General features: G+C 67.9%; 18 protein-coding genes and 1 pseudogene. 11 read left to right on the top strand and 8 right to left on the bottom strand.

Features of this window, described 5'->3' with window-relative positions:
- Positions 1–3: 3 nt before the first annotated feature.
- The 5 genes and pseudogenes from ACTWPT_RS26360 to ACTWPT_RS26380 all read left to right on the top strand — a co-directional run bounded on the left by ACTWPT_RS26360 (position 4) and on the right by ACTWPT_RS26380 (position 3,325).
- Positions 4–998 (top strand): annotated as a pseudogene (locus ACTWPT_RS26360) (TerC/Alx family metal homeostasis membrane protein).
- A gap of 248 nt (positions 999–1,246) precedes the next feature.
- Positions 1,247–1,420 carry a CsbD family protein gene (locus tag ACTWPT_RS26365; RefSeq protein WP_443180125.1) on the top strand — a complete coding sequence of 58 codons (174 nt, stop codon included), beginning with the start codon at positions 1,247–1,249 and terminating at the stop codon, positions 1,418–1,420.
- Between the two features lie 145 nt (positions 1,421–1,565).
- Positions 1,566–1,763 carry a hypothetical protein gene (locus ACTWPT_RS26370; RefSeq protein WP_433013658.1) on the top strand — a complete coding sequence of 66 codons (198 nt, stop codon included), beginning with the start codon at positions 1,566–1,568 and terminating at the stop codon, positions 1,761–1,763.
- Between the two features lie 98 nt (positions 1,764–1,861).
- Entirely contained in the window at positions 1,862–2,833 is a 972-nt protein-coding gene (locus ACTWPT_RS26375) for a LysR family transcriptional regulator (RefSeq protein ID WP_443180126.1), read from the top strand.
- Between the two features lie 195 nt (positions 2,834–3,028).
- Complete coding sequence (locus tag ACTWPT_RS26380) at positions 3,029–3,325, top strand: GlsB/YeaQ/YmgE family stress response membrane protein (RefSeq protein ID WP_443180127.1); 297 nt, start codon at positions 3,029–3,031, stop codon at positions 3,323–3,325.
- A gap of 499 nt (positions 3,326–3,824) precedes the next feature.
- Here the strand turns inward: ACTWPT_RS26380 and ACTWPT_RS26385 are convergent, their stop codons facing one another.
- Positions 3,825–5,111, bottom strand: a complete 1,287-nt coding sequence (locus tag ACTWPT_RS26385) for a serine/threonine-protein kinase (protein WP_443180128.1) — start codon at positions 5,109–5,111, stop codon at positions 3,825–3,827.
- Positions 5,112–6,046: 935 nt separating this feature from the next.
- Here ACTWPT_RS26385 and ACTWPT_RS26390 point away from each other — a divergent pair.
- From ACTWPT_RS26390 to ACTWPT_RS26410, 5 genes are all read left to right on the top strand, one after another.
- A complete protein-coding gene (locus ACTWPT_RS26390) occupies positions 6,047–6,331 on the top strand; it encodes a GlsB/YeaQ/YmgE family stress response membrane protein (RefSeq protein WP_443180129.1) in 285 nt (94 codons plus the stop codon).
- 403 nt (positions 6,332–6,734) lie between these two features.
- Positions 6,735–7,343: a hypothetical protein gene (locus ACTWPT_RS26395; RefSeq protein WP_443180130.1), complete on the top strand. Its 609-nt coding sequence runs from the start codon at positions 6,735–6,737 to the stop codon at positions 7,341–7,343.
- Between the two features lie 3 nt (positions 7,344–7,346).
- Complete coding sequence (locus ACTWPT_RS26400; RefSeq protein ID WP_443180131.1) at positions 7,347–7,790, top strand: hypothetical protein; 444 nt, start codon at positions 7,347–7,349, stop codon at positions 7,788–7,790.
- Positions 7,791–7,794: 4 nt separating this feature from the next.
- Positions 7,795–7,968 (top strand): hypothetical protein, encoded by a 174-nt coding sequence (locus tag ACTWPT_RS26405; RefSeq protein ID WP_443180132.1) that lies wholly within the window; start codon positions 7,795–7,797, stop codon positions 7,966–7,968.
- Between the two features lie 174 nt (positions 7,969–8,142).
- On the top strand, positions 8,143–8,958 hold the full coding sequence (locus ACTWPT_RS26410) for a transglutaminase-like domain-containing protein (RefSeq protein WP_443180133.1): 816 nt from the start codon (positions 8,143–8,145) through the stop codon (positions 8,956–8,958).
- A 34-nt stretch (positions 8,959–8,992) separates the two neighbouring features.
- On the opposite strand, the gene ACTWPT_RS26415 is transcribed toward ACTWPT_RS26410, so the two are convergent.
- The 4 genes from ACTWPT_RS26415 to ACTWPT_RS26430 all read right to left on the bottom strand — a co-directional run bounded on the left by ACTWPT_RS26415 (position 8,993) and on the right by ACTWPT_RS26430 (position 10,361).
- Positions 8,993–9,160, bottom strand: coding sequence for a hypothetical protein (locus ACTWPT_RS26415; RefSeq protein WP_443180134.1), 168 nt, complete (start codon positions 9,158–9,160; stop codon positions 8,993–8,995).
- Entirely contained in the window at positions 9,157–9,444 is a 288-nt protein-coding gene (locus ACTWPT_RS26420; protein WP_443180135.1) for a hypothetical protein, read from the bottom strand. The genes ACTWPT_RS26415 and ACTWPT_RS26420 overlap by 4 nt, the downstream gene beginning before the upstream one ends.
- A gap of 48 nt (positions 9,445–9,492) precedes the next feature.
- Positions 9,493–9,720 (bottom strand): hypothetical protein, encoded by a 228-nt coding sequence (locus ACTWPT_RS26425; protein WP_443180136.1) that lies wholly within the window; start codon positions 9,718–9,720, stop codon positions 9,493–9,495.
- 83 nt (positions 9,721–9,803) lie between these two features.
- On the bottom strand, positions 9,804–10,361 hold the full coding sequence (locus ACTWPT_RS26430; protein ID WP_443180137.1) for a hypothetical protein: 558 nt from the start codon (positions 10,359–10,361) through the stop codon (positions 9,804–9,806).
- A 401-nt stretch (positions 10,362–10,762) separates the two neighbouring features.
- Here ACTWPT_RS26430 and ACTWPT_RS26435 point away from each other — a divergent pair, with 401 nt between their 5' ends.
- Complete coding sequence (locus ACTWPT_RS26435) at positions 10,763–11,614, top strand: phosphotransferase enzyme family protein (RefSeq protein ID WP_443180138.1); 852 nt, start codon at positions 10,763–10,765, stop codon at positions 11,612–11,614.
- Between the two features lie 198 nt (positions 11,615–11,812).
- On the opposite strand, the gene ACTWPT_RS26440 is transcribed toward ACTWPT_RS26435, so the two are convergent.
- Genes ACTWPT_RS26440 through ACTWPT_RS26450 form a run of 3 tightly spaced genes read right to left on the bottom strand, consistent with a single transcriptional unit; the run spans position 11,813 to position 14,439 of the window.
- Complete coding sequence (locus tag ACTWPT_RS26440; protein WP_443180139.1) at positions 11,813–12,826, bottom strand: NAD(P)/FAD-dependent oxidoreductase; 1,014 nt, start codon at positions 12,824–12,826, stop codon at positions 11,813–11,815.
- A 4-nt stretch (positions 12,827–12,830) separates the two neighbouring features.
- On the bottom strand, positions 12,831–13,352 hold the full coding sequence (locus ACTWPT_RS26445) for an isoprenylcysteine carboxyl methyltransferase family protein (protein WP_443180140.1): 522 nt from the start codon (positions 13,350–13,352) through the stop codon (positions 12,831–12,833).
- Between the two features lie 34 nt (positions 13,353–13,386).
- Entirely contained in the window at positions 13,387–14,439 is a 1,053-nt protein-coding gene (locus ACTWPT_RS26450; protein WP_443180141.1) for a type III polyketide synthase, read from the bottom strand.
- Between the last annotated feature and the right edge of the window lie 120 nt (positions 14,440–14,559).

Genomic DNA, 14,559 nt, shown 5'->3' on the forward strand with positions numbered 1-14,559 from the left:
CCGATGCCCCTTTCGGTGTCACCGTTGGGCTGGCTGCTCACCGGTGCGGCGGCGGCTGTGGTGATCATCGCCGACCTGGTGGCCGGGCGAGGCCGACGCCCCAGCCCCTTGCAGGCCGGCGTATGGGTGAGCGTCTATCTCTCCCTGGCCATCGCCTTCGGCATCGGATTGGGCCTGGTCGCCGGTGTGGATACGGCGGTGCAGTTCTTCGCCGGCTACCTCACCGAATACAGCCTGTCAGTCGACAACCTGTTCGTCTTCGGGGTCGTCATGGCGGCCTTCGCCGTGCCGGCCGCACAGCAGGCCCGGGTGCTGCTCATCGGCATCGCCGCCGCGCTCGTCTTGCGCGGTTGTTCATCCTGGCCGGAGCCGCCGCCATCGACCGCTTCTCCGCCACCTTCTACGTGTTCGGTGCCTTTCTGATCTTCACTGCGGTGCAGCTCATCCGCCATCGTGGCGTTCAGCCCGACATCGCCCGCAATCCGGTGTTACGCCTGGCCGCGCGGCTTCTGCCCACCACCTCCGACTACCACGGTGGCGCATGGACCGTCCGGGTGGCGGGGCGCCGGCTGCTCACCCCGATGGCGATGGTCATCGTGGCCATTGCGCTGTGCGATGTGATGTTCGCCCTGGACTCCATTCCGGCCATCTTCGGCCTGACCCAGGAGCCTTATCTGGTCTTCACCGCCAACGCCTTCGCCCTGATGGGGCTGCGCCAGCTGTACTTCCTGCTCGGAGGCCTGCTCGACCGGCTGGTCTACCTCTCCCACGGGCTGGCGCTCATCCTGGCCTTCATCGGCGTCAAACTCATCGCCCAAGCCGCCCACGACAGCTTCCCGCAGATCCCGCAGATCCCGGTGTGGCTGTCGCTGACAGTGATCGTCACGGTTCTGGCCACGACCACGATCGCCAGCCTGGCCGCGTCCCGGCGCACGAGAAGGCAAGACACGGACGGCCCGGCATCCGGCATCCAGCCGCCCGCACAGCCCGTGCCGTAGACAAGAAAGACATTCCAAGATCGCGACCCCGGATGCTCTGGTACGGCCAGCGCTCATCGGTTCCGGTGATAACCGGCGCCGCCATTGCTCGTTTCCCCCTATCGGGCCCGGGCGGACACTGGGACTCCAAGCCGCCTGACCGCGGCGGAAGTATCCGCCTGCCCAAGGTCATGGCAGACGGGCATACGAAACAACAGTCTGCCCGGCATGCCGGCGTACGGGATGCGGAGCGGTGAAGGGAAATCGCGATGAGTCTGCGTTGGGAAATCAGCAACAAGGTCCAGGTCCTTAAGGGCTGGGCCAGGCAGCGTTTCGGCCGCGTCACCGGCAACCGGCGCCAGCAGATCGCGGGCAAGAGCGATCGGGTCGCAGGCAATCTGAAGCAGGCCGGCGGGAAGGCCAGGGACGCCTTTAAGCGCTGATCCCCGCTTCGACAGAACGCCCTGCGGGGTCCAGATTCCGACCTGGGATCCCGCCCGGACACCGGCGAACTCCACGATGACCCCGCCCGATGACCCCATCGTCTCCGCCACCCCCCGCGCAAGAACGAAGATGGAGGGAGGACCAATGCGCATCGCATCAGTAGTGCTGATCCTGTGGCTGATCGCCGGTGCCGTCGCCGCAGGCCAGCGTAACTACTACACAGGACCGGTGGAGAACTGCAATCAGGTGGCCACCATCGCGGTGACGATCCTGGCAGGCCCCCTCAACTACCTCGGCATGAACCCGAAGATCGCCTGCCAGACACCTCAGCCCAGCAAGTAGTGCCAGGCCCTCCTCCAGAAGTTCACACGCCCCCGAGGAACTACAGTCGAAGATGACGGCCCGGATCGGCGCCGCCCGGGCAGGAAGGGGTGGCGGGCATGGAGTTACGTCAGCTGCGCTACTTCGTGACGCTGGCCGAAGAGTTGCATTTCGGCCGGGCAGCGGCCCGCGAGCACATCGTGCAGTCCGCGCTGAGCCAGCAGATCCAGCGGCTGGAGCGCGAACTGGGAGTGCGACTACTGGATCGCAGCACCCACCACGTCGACCTGACCCTGGCGGGCGCCGCATTCCTCGTCGAGGCGCGCCAGATCCTCGACCACGTGGGCAGGGCCGCGCAGGCCGCACGCAACGCCGTCGCCTCAGCACCCACGCTGCGCGTCGGCATCATCGACGCCGGCTACGACACCATGCCGCAGATCCTGCGCGAACTCCAGCACACCCATCCTGACATCACCATCCACCAGGTCGAAGCGGGCACCCCCGAGCAGTACCGGCAACTGGCCGACGGGCGCCTGGACATCGCCATCGGACACGCCTCCCAAACCCCGGCCGAGGTGACGTCCAAACTGATCAGGCTCGATCCACTCGGCGTGCTGGTGCCCAACGACCACCGCTTCGCCGACCTCGACGGCGTACCCGTCGCCGCCCTCGCCGGCGAACCCCTGCTGCTCGGCGAGGAATCCCAGACGCCGGAACTCAACCAGTTCGTCATCGCGCTGTGCCGTTCGGCAGGGTTCGCGCCCACGATCTACGAGGGAACCGTCGAGAGCACCCGCGCCGCCGCCGACCTCGTACTCCAGCACCGCTGCGTGCACTGCATCCCCTCCTCCTTCCGCACCTCCAACCGGCCGGGCACCACCTGGCGGCCCTTGATCGAACCTGCCACGCACTATCCCTGGTCCCTGCTGTGGCACGACGCCAATCCCTCTCCCCACATCGCCACCCTCATCAACAGCGCCTCACACCTCGCCGAGCGGCTCGGCTGGCTGGAACCCGTCGCCCCGCCCAGCGGACCATCCCTCAGCGAAGGTGCTCCGACGGCCACCAGCCACAGCGATGAGCCTGTCTGATGCCCCGGTGATCGGTCCTGGAGATGGGTTCTTTCCGGATCGCCTGTTTCGGTACGGCACGCGTGAGTGTTTGGCTCGAAGTGAACGAGTGTGACCGTCGGCGCCGGCACCCATGCGGCGGCCGGCCCCCTGCTTCGACCGGTCCGGAAGGCCGATCCCATGCAGACATCGATGCACCGCCAAAGGAGCTCGGCCATGGGCATCATCGCTTGGATCATCCTCGGACTGGTCGCCGGGGCAGTGGCCAGAATGCTGGTCCCCGGCAAGGACCCGCAAGGTTTGATCATTACTTTCGTGCTCGGCATCTCCGGGGCGCTGCTGGGTGGCTTCGTGGCCACCGAGGTGTTGCACGTCTCGGGTATCCAGGGGTTCTTCAACCTGTCCACCTGGCTGTGCGCCATCGCCGGCGCGGCAGCCCTGCTGCTCGGCTACCACCTGATCACCGGCCGGCGTTCGGGCCGCCGAACCGGCCGCTGGGCCGGCCGCCGATGACCCCGCCCAGCACGCCCCGCAACCCATCCCATTCCTGTTGACCTGGCCTTCCAGGCTCGTTTCGGCTGCTGTATCTGCCGGTGGTCTGCGTCTTCGACTGGCCGGCTCATGCTCATTGCGGGAGCGGATCGGCTGGCCTGGCTTGTCCGAGTTCACCGTGAGATCCAGACGGAGGGACAGCAGGAGCCGTACGTGCGGCCTTCGCACAGCTTGAAGACGGTGATGCGACTGAGGCGGGTGGAGTCGGGTCCCGCAGCCCCCATCCGGCGTCGTCATGCCAGGCGCCGGCAGACTGGGCAGTGGCCGGCGAGGCAGCGAGCACGGCGGTGATGGCGGTGACCGTCAGGGCGATGCGAGGGAACGCGCGCTATCCGTTGTGGAGGTCAGAACGGTGCCCCAGCGAACCCATCGCATGCCTGGATCTCACAGCTCAGACCCCTTAGTGACGTGTCTTGATCAACATTTGGTCGGCACCTCACGAGCGAGACAGTCGCACGCCTCAAGGCTTCTTCGGACGACGCCACACTGGGCGTCCCGTGTTAGCCCGCCGCTGACTGCGGACGAAAATCCACAGCCGTACGAGAACGCGGGCGCCTTTACCGGTACTTGATACGGCCTGCCGAATGCGGACCAAACAGCCCTCTCCACCCTTCTCATCTGATCTTCTCTTGACCGTCCAAGAGGTCTGCCGATGCAGTAGGCGACGGAATGATCTACTGTCCCTGGCGTACGAGCACAGTCCGCGCACACGAGCCTTGCCGCTGCCGAGTTGGGACCCTCTCATCGACGGCGCGGCGATTCCGGGAATGAACGGTGAGGTCGCTGCCACGGGGATGTGCATGAGGGTGGTCACTGCCGGCTCGTCCTTCAGCGGCCATAGATCTGCCACGTGCCGGAGTTGCTCGCGCGCGCCGACTGCGTCGAGCCGCGTGGCAGGGTCCTTGTCGAGCAGGCCGGCGAGCACGGCCGCCAGCGGTCCAGCCCTTTGGAAAGGGTCGGGTGGGTCGGCGAGCACGGCGACGAGAGTGTGAATCGCCGTGTCACGGCAGAAGGGGGGCCGCCCTTCGACGGCCATGAAAAGGGTGGCGCCCAGCGACCACAGGTCCGACTGTGGGCAGGCATCGCCTGTGACCCGCTCAGGAGCCAGGAAGGCCATGGTGCCTGTCAGCGTTCCGGTCGGGGTGGAGGCCTCGCCGTCCATCGCGGCGATGCCGAAGTCGGTCAGGACCACGCGACCGTCATGAGCCAGAAGCACGTTGTCCGGCTTGACGTCCAGGTGCACGATCCCGGCCGCGTGAGCGGCGCACAACCCCTCGAGCACGTCCAGCCCGATCTTCGCCACTGTGCGCGGAGACAGCGGCCCGTCCTGGGCCACCCTTTGACCAAGCGTTCGAGAGCGCACCAATTCCAGCACGATCCAGGGCTGGCCGGCCACCTCGACGACGTCGTAGACGCCCGCGACATTGGGATGGTTGACGCGTGCTGTGGCACGTGCCTCCTGTCGGGTGCGCTCGGCCAGGACCGTCCGTTCGGGCCCGGTTGGCAACGGCACTTCCTTGATCGCGACCTCGCGAGCGAGCAGCTCATCACGACCGTGCCAGACCGTTCCCATGCCGCCCATCCCGAGAGGTTCGAGCAGTCGGTAGCGGTCGGCGAGAAGAGAGGAATCCAACGGTGCATCGAGCCTGCGATGATCACCTGCTGTATCGACGTCATGCCCGGGCGCGAGGTCGAGGACGGGCCTCTGATGGTGGCTGGGGGCACCAACACTCGCCGTGAGCGCCATCCGATCGTGATCGCCGGTCGGTAGCGGCCTGGTCTCTGGCGCCCGGCCGGTCCTCGCCATATCTACTTTCCTGTCCGCTGGCCGTCGCTTGGGCGGCGAAGGCCGATGATCGGCTGCAGAATGGCCACAGCCGGCTGGTCGCCAGCGTCGCCGAACACGATGGCCAGTCGTTGGCGCATATTCGTCAGCTCGGTACGAAACAGCAACCGGTGCTGGACAGCGGGCGTGATGAAGCTCGCCGCCTCCCGAGCGGCTGCCCCTCCCGGTGAGGCCCGAGGTTCCGTGCAGGAGCGTCATGGGCGGGCCGGGCAGCAAGATGCGTCCGGAGACGATGGCCGCGTGGTCACCGCCCACCGCCTGTTGCTTCATCGTGGACAGGGCGTTCGTGCTCGGGTGAATCGCTCGCGGAGACGTTCTCGACGCTGTCGCAGTCGGCCGTAGGCAATGGCCAGGATCACCATTTCGACGACGATTACGGCCAGCCATAGCATGGTCTCGGTGAATATGACTGCCTCCGCGCGGTATCGACGCTGACAGACACCGCCCGAAGACGGGTAGCCAGACACCGCCAGCCAATGCCGCTGACCAGCAGACGGCTACCGGCGTTCCGAGCAAAGCTCATCACCGTAGCTGATCACCGATCAAACCCCTTCGACAGGCCGAGTCCGACAACGCCGGACGGGGCCGACCGTCGGGGCCGCCTGCCTTGCAACCGCCAGACGGTCCGCAGCGCCCGTGCTCCGCCCGGTGATCGGCTGTGGTGATGACGCCTTCCGGGATTGGCTGTGTCTGTATGGCATGCGTTGATGTTGGCTTAAGGAGAACGAGTTCGACAGCCGGCCCCGGCGAGTCCGCGGACGGCCGGCCCCCTGCTTCGACCGGTCCGGAAGACCGATCCTGCGCAGACATCGATTCGCCGCTCTAGGAGTTCGGTCATGGGCATCATCGCCTGGATCATCCTCGGATTGGTAGCCGGACTAGTGGCCAGAGCGCTGGTCCCCGGCAAAGACCCGCAAGGGCTGATCATCACCTTCGTGCTCGGCGTCGCCGGCGCATTGCTGGGCGGCTTCGTGGCCACGCAGCTGTTCCACGTCTCGGGTATTCAGGGGTTCTTCAACCTGTCGACGTGGGTCTGCGCCATCGTCGGCGCGGCTGTTCTGCTGCTCGCCTACAACCTGTTCACCGGGCGGCGTTCTGGCCGCTGGGCGGACCGCCGATGACACCGGCCGAGCGCCGCGGCGTGGGTGCGACCTGATTCCTTCGATGGTGGCATCGCCGTCATCGCCATCGGAGCCATCTCACCTTCGCGCTGAACAGAAGCACGATAGGCGGCCTCGCCCTGAACATCGTCGGCGTCATCCTGATGCTCAGTGGCGGCGTCGCGCTCGTGCTGCCCCTGCTCCTGCGTGGCAGATCGCGCTGGAGCCTGTCGACCGTCCGCAAGCCACCAGGACGTCATCGATGACGCGCCGCCCATCATGGTGGACCGTCCTGACGACGAGGCCAGGCAACACGATCAACGTCAGTACCCGGACGATCTTCGGTCCTGGTCGGCAGATGTGTCCCATGCGATGCCTTCGCCCCCGGCGGTGCGCGAAGGCATCGAGTCTCCAGGAGGCAGACATGACCAGCATGACCATGACCTGGGTCGCGGTGGCCGTGGCGGTGGTGGTGATGTTGGCCATCGCCTCTATCGTGCTGCGACAGCGCCGGCAGCGGCTTCGTCGGCGCTTCGGTCCCGAATATGAACGCACCCTGAGCCAGCGGGACACCCGCGGCGAGGCCGAGCGGGAGTTGCGGACCCGCGAGAAGCGGTTCGCCACCCTCGGCATCAAGCCGCTCAGCCCGCAGGCCCGGCAGAGCTACCGCGCGCAGTGGACCAAACTGCAGGAACAGTTCGTGGACGCGCCAGGCCCCACCGTAGGCGAGGCCGATCAGCTGGTGATGGCGGTCATGGCCGAACGCGGATACCCCACAGGAGACTTCCAGCAGCAACTCTCCAACCTGTCGGTGGTGCACGGCCGCACCCTGCACCATTACAGGAAGGCCCGCCAGATCAGCGGGCGTGCCGCACGTGACAAAGCCTCCACCGAGGATCTGCGGCAGGCCATGGTGCACTACCGCGTCCTGTTCGAGGAACTCCTCGACGACTCCGACAAGGACCACCCGCAACCAGCCGCCGCTGCCCGTGACGACCATCCGGCACTGCACGGCGACCCTCGAGAGAGCTGACGCATGGACATCCGCAACGACGAAGAGCGCCTCGGCCAGACCACCGACATACCGCCACCTCGACCCGCGCCCATTCTCGATCACGACACTCCTCCGGCCACCACCTCCGACAAGCTCGTCTTCGAGCCGGCGGCCGAACCCGCGCCACCGCAACGCGCCTCGCTACTCGGCAGCGACCCCAGCGGTGTCCTGGACCGGTGGCACGATCTTCAAGCGTCCTTCGTGGACGACCCGCGCGAAGCCGTCCAGCGCGCCGACTCCCTCATGGATGAGGTGATGACCTCGATCCGCGAGACGCTGGAACGCCGCCTGCGTGAGCTCCAGGAGCCCTGGAAGAACACCGACCACGACGAAACGGAAACCGAACGACTGAGAATGGCCCTGCGCGCCTACCGCAACGTCTTGCACAAGCTGATGCCGCTCGCCGACGACCACGCGACGCGGTGACGTCGTGCTGGCCATCGTCGCGGCCATCGTTTTTGCGATCGGCCTACTGCTCGACCTGCTCAACACCGCTATCGCCGACATCGGCGGCACCACCTTCATCCTGCTCGGACTGTGCCTGCTCGCACTCCATCAGGGAGGCATCGGCACCGCGGGCACCCGCTGGCGCAGAAAACGCTGACCGGGGCACCTTCCAGCCACGGCGACGAGCCTCCCAGCACCCTCAGCGACGTGCCTTCGGATCAAAGGGACCCATGGCAACCAACCAAGCCACAACTGAAGGAGTTCTTCGAATACTTGGGATCGGCTGGCGACGGGAAACGTGATGGAAACATCGCCGCAGCACCATAGGGCCGTGGACGTGCGACGGGTTCGGGTGGGATGTGAGTTCGTGTACGTCGCCGCCATCGACACACCGACCGTCTTGCAGGTGGAACTCCAGGACGCGGCGCCGGTCAGTCTCGCGCAGCACGGGTGGTCGACGGAGCCGCAGTTGCGCATCCGCCGCTACACCGACTTATACGGCAACCTGTGTGTGCGGGTGGTGCTCCCCGCGGGACGGTCCACGCTGCGCTACGACGCCCTGGCACTCGTGCCCGACGCGGCCGAGCACGCCGACGAGCACGCGCCGGAGCTGCCGCCGGAAGAGTTGCCCGACGACGTTCTCATCTACACGCTGCCCAGCCGCTACTGCCTGCCCGACATGCTCGGCGACGAGGCCTGGTCGCGCTTCAGCGCCCTTTCCCCTGGCTACCTCCGGGTACAGGCGATCTGCGATCATGTCCACCGCCATCTGACGTTCCGCTACGGCAGCAGCGGTCCACTGTCGACGGCGGTCGACGTCAACACCTCCGGGTTCGGCGTCTGCCGCGACTTCACTCACCTGGCGATCTCGTTCTGCCGGGCGCTCAACATCCCGGCTCGCTATGTCTTCGGCTACCTGCCCGATATGGACGTGCCGCCGGACCCGGCGCCCATGGACTTCGCCGCGTGGATGGAGGTATGGCTGGGCGATCGATGGTGGACCTTCGATCCGCGTAACCACCGCCGGCGCAAGGGCCGGATCCTGATAGGACGTGGACGGGACGCGTCCGACGTAGCCATGATCACCACTTTCGGCGCGCCGCTGCTGGAGTCGATGACCGTGCGCGCGGAGGAGGAGCCGGCGTGACCACGAACGGATCACACCGCCGCCCGCCGCATCATCAGCCGAGCCGGGTGACCTCGATGGTGACGCCGAATTGCTCCGGTGCCAAGCCGGAGTAGACGCTGGACAGCGGTCGTACGTCAGCGTAGTCACGGCCACGTGCCGGCAACACGTGCCGGCTGCCCAAGTCGGCGAGGCTGGTCGGGGTCGAGGGCAACCCAGTCACCGACCCAGAACTCCGTGGCTCTGGCACACGCCCTCCCCCGCCACGCGGGCTTCGGCCGTCGAGGTGCGCACGTGCGTCGCGCCACGCTCGAAACGCAGTGTCTTGTGAGTCCACTCGGCGGTGCGCAACCCGGGCTGCACCGGTGTCGCCCCGGCGAGCAGGGACCGTCCGACCTCGGCCAGCTCCGGCTCCGCCGGGACGTACGACGAGGTGGCGAGCATCTCGGCGAAGTGGTCCCGGACCGCTGGGCCGGCCAGGTCGGACCAGCTGACGCCGTCCGGCACGGGCCACACAGGGGCGCGGCGACCCGGCGAAAACCGGTGGGTAACCCCTTAGCTGACCGTCGACACGGTCCGCTGTAGCGCGTGCAGCCGCTCCGGCAGATCGTCGAAGAGGATTGGCGGCAGATAGGAACTCCAGGTCGGTCCCGGCCCGGCCGATCCCCCGCGGGCGGGCTCGTCCAGCGCGGACCGCCCAGACACCGGATCGAGCCGAGCCAGCGCATCCTCCCCCGTTCTGCGGGCGTGGAACGGCAGGTGATCGCCAACGGAGGTATTCATGGGATCGCGGATGTCCAATCCCGCAGTGCTCGTCCCCGAACTGGGGCGGTGACGGGCACTGTTCAAGGCCATCTCGATCTGGCCTAGTAGCGGTGGGGTCCGACGTGCCCCTCGAACAGCAGGCACGGCGCGGGCTCGTCCCCGTACGGGGAGCGCGGGTCGGGGTTGGGGTCGGCGCGTTCGACCGGGCACGGCGGCAGTGTGACGAGTTCGCGGGCGCGGATGTCCCAGCGGATCCAGATGAACCGATCCGGTTCGGGCAGCACCTGGACGTGCGCCGCGTGAGTGCCCGGATGGCCGGGCGCCAGCTCGCACCCGTAAACGGCCTTGCGCTCGCGTGCGCCGCCCTCGGCCAGCGGGGCCCATTCGGCGTCAGTGAGCACGTTGTAGTGCGGGCAGTCCTGCTCACCGGTGTGCCGTTGCAGGCCGGTGGCCAGCGCGGCCGCCAGCCCCGCCGCGGTGAAAACCTGATGCACGGCGTTGTGGACCAATTCGACGTCGTCGTCGCTCAGCTCCACCGCACCGAGTTGGTCGGCCAGCAGCCGCACATGGGTGGCGAAGTGCCGGCAGGCGTCGACCAGCGCGGTCACCGGAGCCACCGCGTCGTGCGGTGGGTCGGCCGGAGAGTCTCGGTGCGTCACAACGGACACGCTACGCCGCCCTCTGGTCATGCGCACGGCGGTGGGCGATGCCGTCAGAGCGTGTCGAGGCCGCACGGTGCCGGGTTGCGCCGGTCATCGACAAGCCTCGGCTGGGGGCGGGCGGGCGGTGCCGATCAGTCAAAAGGTGAGCGTGACCAGCGAGTACGCGGCGAAGAGCAGCAGTGTCGTGCCCACTGACTTGATGGTCCACGGCAGGGGCTCACCCCTCCCCTGCGTTGTTTGACGGTTGTCGGCTGAGCAGCCGAAGGGGGGCAGATCGCCGATTCAGCCGCGCCCCGCCCGTCGCGCCACCGCGGCTCTCTATCGACAACTTGCTATGGTGCCCAGGTTGCACCGCTTGGTGAGTACGGCAGCGCGCAAGCAAGGGGGGGCAGGCGACGATGCAGGCGTCAGAGGTCCCGCGTGCGGTGGCTGCGGCCATGTCGACCGCCTCATCACTTGACCTGACAGTCGACGACGCGATCGTTCTTCATGACTCGAACAAGCTCACTCTGCGTCTGCTGCCGTGTGACGTCCTGGCCCGGGTGGCACCTGTGGCGCATCAGGTCGCAGGGTTCGAAATCGAGCTAGCTCAACGGCTCGCCGAATCGGAGAGCCCTGTGGCTGTTCTCGAGCCGCGAGTGGAGCCACGTGTCTACGAGCGTGATGGTTTCGTGGTCACGCTGTGGACCTACTACGAACCTGCGATGCCTCGAGAGGTCTCACCGGCCGACTATGCTCATGCGCTCGAGCGGTTGCATGCCGGGATGCGCAAGCTCGATGTCCCGACGCCGCACTTCACGGATCGAGTCGAGCAGGCTCAACAACTCGTGGCGAGCCGCGACCGCACGCCGGCGCTCGCGGACGCGGACCGGGAGCTCCTTGGCGACACGTTGCGAAGCCTGAGGCGAGCCATCGGCGAGCGCGGCGGTGCCGAGCAGCTCCTGCACGGCGAGCCGCACCCGGGCAATGTGCTCACCACGAGGAACGGGCTGCTGTTCATAGACCTCGAAACGTGCTGCCGTGGGCCTGTCGAATTCGACCTCGCGCATGCGCCCGAAGAGGTCAGCGAGCACTATCCGGGCGTCGATCAAGAGTTGTTGCGCGAGTGCCGGATCCTCGTGCTGGCGATGATCACAACGTGGCGCTGGGATCGAGGTGACCAACTCCCCAACGGGCGCCGGCTGGGCACAGAGTGGCTCAGCCAGATTCGAGCCGCGCTCGATCGCAAAGGGGTGGATGGCCATGGCTGATGGCGGGCCTTCGAGGTCGTGGCCGGCTGGCTGTTGATGTCGGGATCTACCGTGATCCTGGTCTTGGCCGGTCGTGGTGAGATCCAGTCGCACTTGTCGCGGCTGGATGAGCGATTCGGACCGTCGAGACCAGGCGAACGTTGCCGGTCGCGGCACGTGGCGTCGCAGCGTACTGGATGAAGATCAGGAATGGATGTGTCAGGCGAGGATCCTGACGATGCCCGTGAACAGGCCGGGCAGGCGGTGGGCGGCGGGTACCACCAGTCGGGCTGTGCCGGGGCGGCGTGTGGCCTGCACGAGCGCGCCCGTCAGCAGCCGGTGCGTGCGAGACAGCCGTAGCCACGCGCCGTCGTAGTCCTCGGGCCGGTCCTCGGCCAGGCACCTGACGAGCAGTTCGGCCGAGCGTACGGCCAGGGAGACGCCCTCGCCGGTGAGCGCGTCCACGTAGCCGGCGGCGTCCCCGACCAGGAGGACGCGTCCCGCGCGGCGGGTGCGCACGGCCTGGCGCAGCGGGCCCGCGCCGCGCACTGGGGTGACGGCCGGGCCGCGCAGGTGGTGGCTCAGGTCGGGGAAGCCGCGCAGGTGCTCGTCGTAGCCGCGTCGCTCCGAGCTGAGTATCGCGACGCCGATCAGGTCGCCGGCGACGGGGGTGACGTATGCCTCGCCGGCGCTCGACCAGTGGACCTCGACGAAGTCGGTCCACGGTTCGATCCTGTAGTGCCTGCGCTGGCCGTACCTGCGGGGTCCGCGCGCGGGGAGGTCGAGGCCGAGGGAGCGGCGCAGCGGCGAGTGCAGTCCGTCGGCGGCCACCAGCCAGCGGGCTCGCAGCCCGGTGGCTTCCACGCCGTCTCGGTCCTGCTCGATGCGGGTGATCTTGCCGGTGACCGTCTTGACGCCCAGTTCGGCGGCCCGCCGTGCGAGCGCGGCGTGCAGATGTGTGCGGCGTACGCCCAGCCCGGGGGCGGCGGAGAAGGCGGCCCGCACCTCTCGCCGGCCGTCGAGGTAGTGGATGCCGCGGAACCCGCGTCCCTCGACCTGCACCCCCATCGCCTCCAGTGCTGCCACGCCGGCCGGCATGATGCCCTCGCCGCATGCCTTGTCCACGGGCGAGGCGCGCGGCTCGACGACGACGGCCTCCATCCCGGCCAGCGCTGCGTGAACGGCCGTCGCGAGCCCCGCTGGGCCGCCGCCGGCGACGAGCACGTCGATCATGCCGTCACCGCTCCGAGGCGAGGGCGAGGGCCGCGTTCTCACATCGGATCCGCACGACCATCAGCGCGGCGTTGAGCATGGTGAACGTCAGGGCGGTCACCCAGGCCGTGTGTACGAGCGGCAGCGCGAGCCCCTCTATCGCCACTGCCACGTAATTGGGGTGCCGCAGCCACCGGAACCGGTAGGGGCCGCGTGTCACCAGTGGCAGGCCGGGCACCACGATCACCTGCGTGTTCCAGCGCGGCCCGAGTGAGGTGATGCACCACCACCGCAACCCCTGGGCCGCCACGACGAGGGCGAGCATCGGCCAGCCGAGCGCGGGAAGGAAGGGTCGCTCTGCCAGCGCGGCCTCCAGGGGCGCGCCGACGAGCAACCCGGTGTGCAGGGCCACCATCCACGGATAGTGCCCTTGACCGGTCACGACACCGCCGCGTGCCATGCTCCACGCGGCGTTGCGGCGGGCGACGACGAGTTCGGCCACACGTTCCAGGCCGACGAGTACGACGAGTATGAGATACCAGGTCATCAGGTAGTCACCAGCAGTCGGGTCGTGGGTGCGGTCACCAGCGGATCAGGACGAGTTCCGAGCAGAAGCCGGGTCCCATGGCGATGATCAGTCCCCAGGTTCCCGGTTCGGGCGGCCGGGTGGCGAGGGTGTCGCCGAGGACGTGCAGGACCGAGGAGGAGGATAGGTTGCCGTTGGCCGCCAGTGAGCGCCATGTCACGTCGAGTGCGTCCGCGGGCAGGCCGAGCACGTCCGACACGGCTTCGAGCACCTTCGGCCCGCCGGGGTGGCACACCCACGCCGTCACCTCGCCGGCTGTCACGCCGTGCTCGGCCAGAAGGCCGTGCACGTCGTCGGCCAGGTACCGCCGCACGAGCGCCGGGACGCTCGCGTCCAGCATCACGCGGAACCCGGTGTCGCCCACCTGCCATCCCATGACGTGCTCGGAGCCCGGATACAGGTGGCTGCGGGTGGCCACCACGGTGGGACCGGCTGCCCGGCGTTCGCCGCCGCAGGCCACCACGGCGGCCGCGCCGTCGCCGAACAACGCGCTGGCGACCAGGTTCGCGGGCGAGGAGTCGCCCCGCTGGACGGTGAGCGAGCATAACTCCACCGACAGCAGCACGGCCACGTGGTCCGGCCAGCCGCGCAGGTAGTCGTGGATCCTGGCGATGCCCGCGGCTCCGGCCACGCAGCCCAGGCCGAAGATGGGCACCCGTTTGACGTCGGGTCGCAGGCCGAGCGCGGCCGCCAGGCGGGCGTCGACGGAGGGCGCGGCGATGCCGGTCACCGACGTGAACATGATCATGTCTACGTCGGTCGGCTTCAGTTCGGCCGCGTCCAGGGCGGCCTTCACACTCTCGAGTCCCAGGTCCACGGCGACCGAGACGAAGGCGTCGTTGGCGGCGCCGAAGCCGTTGAGCTTGTCGTACTGCTCGATGGGCAGGGCGAGGTTGCGGTAGTCCACCTTGGCGTTGCGGTGCAGGCGGTCGAGGAGGCGCCGGTCGGCGTTGTGCGGCAGGCATACGCGGGCGGCCATGTCGGTGAGCTCGGCCTGTGGGTATCGGTGGGGAGGGAAAGCACAACGGACTGCGGCGATACGGGTCATGCAGTTCTCCCTCGGCAGCCGACAACTCTTACTCCCCGCACGTTTCCCGTCTAAATGGTCATTTAAGCCATACGTGGAGCGTGGGAATTCTCGGCGGCGATCGCCCGGTCTACGATCACC

The sequence above is a fragment of the Nonomuraea sp. 3N208 genome (assembly GCF_052245935.1).
In the GTDB taxonomy this organism is placed as follows: domain Bacteria; phylum Actinomycetota; class Actinomycetes; order Streptosporangiales; family Streptosporangiaceae; genus Nonomuraea.